This is a genomic window from Acidovorax sp. (assembly GCF_046314175.1).
Lineage (GTDB): Bacteria > Pseudomonadota > Gammaproteobacteria > Burkholderiales > Burkholderiaceae_C > Acidovorax.
Window position 1 is genome coordinate 35800 of record NZ_JBKBXG010000049.1, and the last position, 5102, is coordinate 40901.

The 5102-nt window shown below is 61.8% G+C and carries 5 protein-coding genes; 1 reads left to right on the forward strand and 4 read right to left on the reverse strand.

All coding sequences use genetic code 11. The annotated features are described in order from the left end of the window. Positions 1-115: 115 nt before the first annotated feature. Both sucD and sucC read right to left on the reverse strand, forming a co-directional pair. A complete protein-coding gene (sucD, locus tag ACK4OE_RS15040; protein ID WP_056056609.1) occupies positions 116-1012 on the reverse strand; it encodes a succinate--CoA ligase subunit alpha in 897 nt (298 codons plus the stop codon). Positions 1013-1027: 15 nt separating this feature from the next. After that, entirely contained in the window at positions 1028-2188 is a 1161-nt protein-coding gene (gene sucC, locus ACK4OE_RS15045; protein ID WP_409885618.1) for an ADP-forming succinate--CoA ligase subunit beta, read from the reverse strand. Between the two features lie 203 nt (positions 2189-2391). Here sucC and argC point away from each other — a divergent pair, with 203 nt between their 5' ends. After that, positions 2392-3324 (forward strand): N-acetyl-gamma-glutamyl-phosphate reductase, encoded by a 933-nt coding sequence (gene argC / locus ACK4OE_RS15050; protein WP_409885619.1) that lies wholly within the window; start codon positions 2392-2394, stop codon positions 3322-3324. Positions 3325-3336: 12 nt separating this feature from the next. Here the strand turns inward: argC and recX are convergent, their stop codons facing one another. Continuing rightward, the gene (gene recX, locus ACK4OE_RS15055; RefSeq protein WP_409885620.1) at positions 3337-3795 is read right to left on the reverse strand and encodes a recombination regulator RecX; all 459 of its coding nucleotides are present in this window, start codon (positions 3793-3795) and stop codon (positions 3337-3339) included. 106 nt (positions 3796-3901) lie between these two features. Then, positions 3902-5026 (reverse strand): recombinase RecA, encoded by a 1125-nt coding sequence (gene recA, locus ACK4OE_RS15060; protein ID WP_409885621.1) that lies wholly within the window; start codon positions 5024-5026, stop codon positions 3902-3904. Positions 5027-5102: the final 76 nt, after the last annotated feature.

Sequence of the window (5102 nt, forward strand, 5' to 3'; positions counted from 1 at the left end):
CACCCGCCCTCCAACCCATGGTTCCCCCCGCTTCTCTTTTTAAGGGGGCCGGCACATCGGGCGCTACGGCCCGATGTGTCCGCATTGTGCATACGGACGGCGCCGGAAAAGCTGATTACTTCAGCTGGGCCTTGAGCAGCTTGCCCAGTTCCGAAGGATTGCGGGTGATGATGAAGCCCGACTCTTCCATGATGGCGAGCTTGGCATCGGCCGTGTCGGCGCCGCCGGAGATCAGCGCGCCAGCATGGCCCATGCGCTTGCCGGGAGGGGCCGTCACGCCAGCGATAAAGCCCACGATAGGCTTCTTCATGTTGGCCTTGCACCACTGGGCGGCTTCGGCTTCGTCCGGTCCACCGATTTCGCCGATCATGATCACGGCGTCGGTGTCCGGGTCGTCGTTGAACGCCTTCATCACGTCGATGTGCTTGAGGCCATTGATGGGGTCGCCACCAATGCCCACGGCGCTCGACTGGCCCAGGCCGACTTCGGTCAGCATCGCCACGGCTTCGTACGTCAGCGTGCCCGAACGAGATACCACGCCGATACGGCCCTTGCGGTGGATGTGACCGGGCATGATGCCGATCTTGATTTCATCGGGCGTGATCAGACCGGGGCAGTTGGGACCCAGCAGCAGGGTCTTCTTGCCGCCTGCAGCTTCCTTGGCCTTCATCTTGTTGCGCACCATCAGCATGTCCTTGACCGGAATGCCTTCCGTGATGCAGATGGCCATGTCCAGGTCGGCCTCGACCGCTTCCCAGATGGCATCAGCGGCGCCTGCTGGAGGCACGTAGATCACCGACACGGTGGCGCCGGTTTGTTGGGCGGCTTCCTTGACGGAGGCGTAGATCGGGATGTTGAAGATCGACTCGCCAGCCTTCTTGGGGTTCACGCCCGCCACGAAGCAGTTCTTGCCGTTCGCGTATTCCTGGCACTTTTCGGTGTGGAACTGGCCCGTCTTGCCCGTGATGCCCTGGGTGATGACCTTGGTGTCTTTGTTGATGTAGATCGACATGTGTGTTCTCCGGGCTTACTTGACGGCAGCAACGATCTTGGTCGCAGCTTCGGCCATGGTGTCTGCAGCGATGATGGGCAGGCCGGACTCGGCCAGCATCTTCTTGCCCAGCTCTTCGTTCGTGCCCTTCATGCGCACGACCAGCGGCACGTTCAGGTTCACGGCCTTGCAAGCGGTGATCACGCCGGTGGCGATGGTGTCGCACTTCATGATGCCGCCGAAGATGTTGACCAGAATGCCCTTGACCTTGGGGTTCTTGAGCATGATCTTGAAGGCTTCGGTGACCTTCTCGGGGGTAGCACCGCCGCCCACGTCCAGGAAGTTGGCGGGCTCGCCGCCGAACAGCTTGATGGTGTCCATGGTGGCCATGGCGAGACCTGCGCCGTTCACCAGGCAGCCGATGTTGCCATCGAGGCTGATGTAGGCCAGATCGAACTTGGAGGCTTCCACTTCGGCCGGATCTTCTTCGTCCAGATCGCGGAAGGCCACGATTTCAGGGTGGCGGAACAGTGCGTTGGCGTCGAAGTTGAACTTCGCGTCCAGGGCCATCAGGTTGCCCTTGGAGTCGCAGTTCAGCGGGTTGATTTCCACCAGCGACGCGTCGGTTTCCATGTAGCACTTGTAGATCTTGGCGAAGATGTCTACGGCTTGGTCGATGGAAGCGCCAGTCAGACCAATGGCGGCGGCAACCTTCTTGCTTTGCTCAACAGTGATCCCAGCAATAGGATCGATCATCTCGGTAATGATCTTCTCGGGCGTGGAGTGGGCCACTTCCTCGATGTCCATGCCGCCTTCGCTCGACGCGATCAGGGCCACCTTTTGCGTGGCGCGGTCGGTGACCAGCGACACATACAGTTCATTCTTGATGTCGGCGCCGTCTTCGATGTACAGGCGGCGGACCTTCTGGCCTTCGGGCCCGGTCTGGTGGGTCTTGAGCTGCATGCCCAGGATTTCGCCCGAAATGCGCTTGACGTCATCAATGGTCTTGGCAACCTTGACGCCGCCGCCCTTGCCACGGCCACCGGCGTGGATCTGGGCCTTGACAACCCACACAGGGCCGCCAAGTTTCTGGGCTGCTTCGACGGCTTCTTGCACCGTGAACGCGGGAATGCCACGCGGAACGGGCACACCAAAATTGCGCAAGATTTCCTTGCCTTGGTATTCGTGAATCTTCATGAGGTCTCTCTCAGGGAAGGGTGGTTGGTACCCGTTTACCATGAACAGTTGTCTGGCCGCGGGCTTGGGACATGGCAACCTGCGACTGTATCATGCTGCAACGCACCATCCTTGTGCGTAGCTGACACCGCAGGGCAGGCCCCCGGCCCGCCCTCTCACCACTTTTGCAGCCCATGCTGCCGACCATTTGCAGGAGCAACTCCATGTCCAAAGTCTTTATTGATGGCGAAGCCGGTACCACAGGCCTGCAGATTCGCGAGCGGCTGCAGGCCATGCCGCAGATCGAGCTGGTCAGCATTGCGCCCGAAAAGCGCAAGGACCCCGCCGCCAAGCGTGACCTGATTGCGGGTGTGGATCTGGTCATCTTGTGCCTGCACGACGACGCCGCGCGCGACACCGTAGCCATGGTCGACGAGATTGCCCGGACCACCGGCCGCAAGGTGAAGGTGATCGACGCAAGCACTGCCCACCGCACCGCGCCTGGCTGGGTGTTTGGCTTCCCTGAGCTGGCTGCTGGTCAGCCTGAAGCCGTGGCCAAGGCCGACCGCGTGGCCAACCCCGGTTGCTACGCCACAGGCGCCATTGCACTGCTGCGCCCGCTGGTAGATGCAGGCCTGGTGCCTAAGGACTTCCCCCTGGCACTGCCTTCGGTCAGCGGCTACTCCGGCGGCGGTCGCACCATGATCGAAGCCTACGAAGCGGGCACCGCGCCGCTGTTCGAGGCCTATGCGCTGACCTTGCAGCACAAGCACCTGCCTGAAATCATGGCCTACACAGGTATCACGCGCCGGCCCATTTTTGTGCCCGCGGTGGGTAACTTCCGCCAAGGCATGCTGGTGCAGTTGCCCCTGCACCTGGATCTGCTGCCGGGCGCCCCCAAGGCTGCCGACCTGCACGACGCACTGGCTGCGCACTATGCCAAGAGCAACACGCCCGAGCAGTGGGTCAGCGTGCTGCCTGCCACGGCCGACGGCAAGCTCGATGCCACGGCGCTCAACGACACCAACAAGCTGGAGCTGCGCGTGTTTGCCAATGAAGAGCATCGCCATGCCGTGCTGATTGCGCGCCTGGACAACCTGGGCAAGGGCGCCAGCGGCGCAGCAGTGCAGAACCTGCGCCTGATGCTGGGCGTTTAAGTCCGACCGCCTTCAGCGGTCATCAGGCTCCCCGCCGCCCCGCACCACGCGGTGGACCACATCGCCTGAGAACCCGCGCGTCATCAAGAACCGCATCTGCTTGGCGCGTGCCGCGGCGTCTTCGGCCACCGCGCCGAACTTGCGTCGCCACACCTCGCGGGCGCGGCTGAGTTCACTGTCCTTGAGCTGATCCACCGCGTGTTGCACGGCCTCGGCAGGCAGCCCCTTGGCCTGCAGCTCCTGCCGGATGCGCGCGGCGCCCATGCGGCTGGCGCGCCGGTGCACCACAGACTCGACCACGCGGGTTTCGTTGATGAAATCCTTGGCTTGCAGGTCGTCCAGCACCGCCGCCAGGTCTTCGCCCTCCTGCACATGCGGTGTCAGCTTGGTGAGCAGTTCGGCGCGGGAGTGTTCGCGCTGGCTCAGCAGCCGCAGCGCGCGGCCTTTCAGCGAGAGGGTGCCAAAGCCCATGGTACAAATAAATATGCTATTAAAAATATAGCTGCTAGCGCTTATTGAATAAGCGATAGCAGCCAATTTAATTCATATTTTGGGTGTTGCCCCGTCGTCCGCTGGCTTACTTTTCGTCCTTGTCGGCTTTGTCTGCCTTTTCGGCTTTATCGGCCTTGCTGGGCTTGGCCGCGGGTGCAGCTTCTGCCCGTGGCGGCAGCAGGGCGATGTTCAGGCTCTCGCGCACCTTGTTCTCGATCTCGTGCGCCAGGTCGGGGTTCTCGCGCAGGAACTCACGGGCGTTGTCGCGGCCCTGGCCGATTTTTTCGCCGTTGTAGGCATACCAGGCGCCTGCCTTTTCAACGATCTTGGCGTTCACCCCCATGTCGATGATTTCGCCTTCGCGGCTGATGCCTTCGCCAAACAGGATGTCAAATTCGGCGGTCTTGAACGGTGGGCTTACCTTGTTCTTGACCACCTTCACCTTGGTTTCGTTGCCGATGGCTTCGTCGCCCTTCTTGATGGTGCCAGTGCGGCGGATGTCCAGGCGCACGGAGGCGTAGAACTTCAGCGCATTGCCGCCGGTCGTCGTTTCAGGGCTGCCAAACATCACGCCGATCTTCATGCGGATCTGGTTGATGAAGATGACCATGCAGTTGGTCTTCTTGATGGTCGAGGTCAGCTTGCGCAGCGCCTGGCTCATCAGGCGGGCCTGCAGGCCGGGCAGGCTGTCGCCCATTTCGCCCTCGATTTCGGCCTTGGGGGTAAGGGCGGCCACCGAGTCGATGACGATCAGGTCCACGGCGCCCGAGCGCACCAGGCTGTCCACAATCTCCAGCGCTTGCTCGCCGGTGTCGGGCTGGCTGATCAGCAGGTCGGAGAGTTGCACGCCCAGCTTCTGGGCGTATTGCACATCCAGGGCGTGTTCCGCATCAACGAAGGCACAGGTGCCGCCTTGCTTTTGCATCTCGGCAATCACCTGCAGGGTCAGCGTGGTCTTGCCCGACGATTCCGGGCCATAGATTTCGACCACACGGCCACGGGGCAGGCCACCTACGCCCAGTGCAATGTCCAGGCCCAGCGAGCCGGTGGAAACCACCTGGATGTCCTCGATCACCTCGCCTTCGCCCAGGCGCATGATGGTGCCCTTGCCGAATTGTTTCTCGATCTGTGCGAGCGCGGCGGCCAGGGCCTTGGCCTTTTCGGCGTTCACTGGCAATGCGGGGTTGGTGCCTTTGACTGCGACGTCCATGAGAAAACTCCTTGAAAAACAACAGGTTGGATGCTTGCATCGCTCTGCGGTTAATCACAGGCTGGATGCTTGAACA

Bases quoted from the DNA above. Each gene is read 5' to 3' on its own strand.
- sucD (WP_056056609.1), bottom strand. From the start codon at position 1,012: ATGTCGATCTACATCAACAAAGACACCAAGGTCATCACCCAGGGCATC.
- sucC (WP_409885618.1), bottom strand. From the start codon at position 2,188: ATGAAGATTCACGAATACCAAGGCAAGGAAATCTTGCGCAATTTTGGT.
- argC (WP_409885619.1), top strand. From the start codon at position 2,392: ATGTCCAAAGTCTTTATTGATGGCGAAGCCGGTACCACAGGCCTGCAG.
- recX (WP_409885620.1), bottom strand. From the start codon at position 3,795: ATGGGCTTTGGCACCCTCTCGCTGAAAGGCCGCGCGCTGCGGCTGCTG.
- recA (WP_409885621.1), bottom strand. From the start codon at position 5,026: ATGGACGTCGCAGTCAAAGGCACCAACCCCGCATTGCCAGTGAACGCC.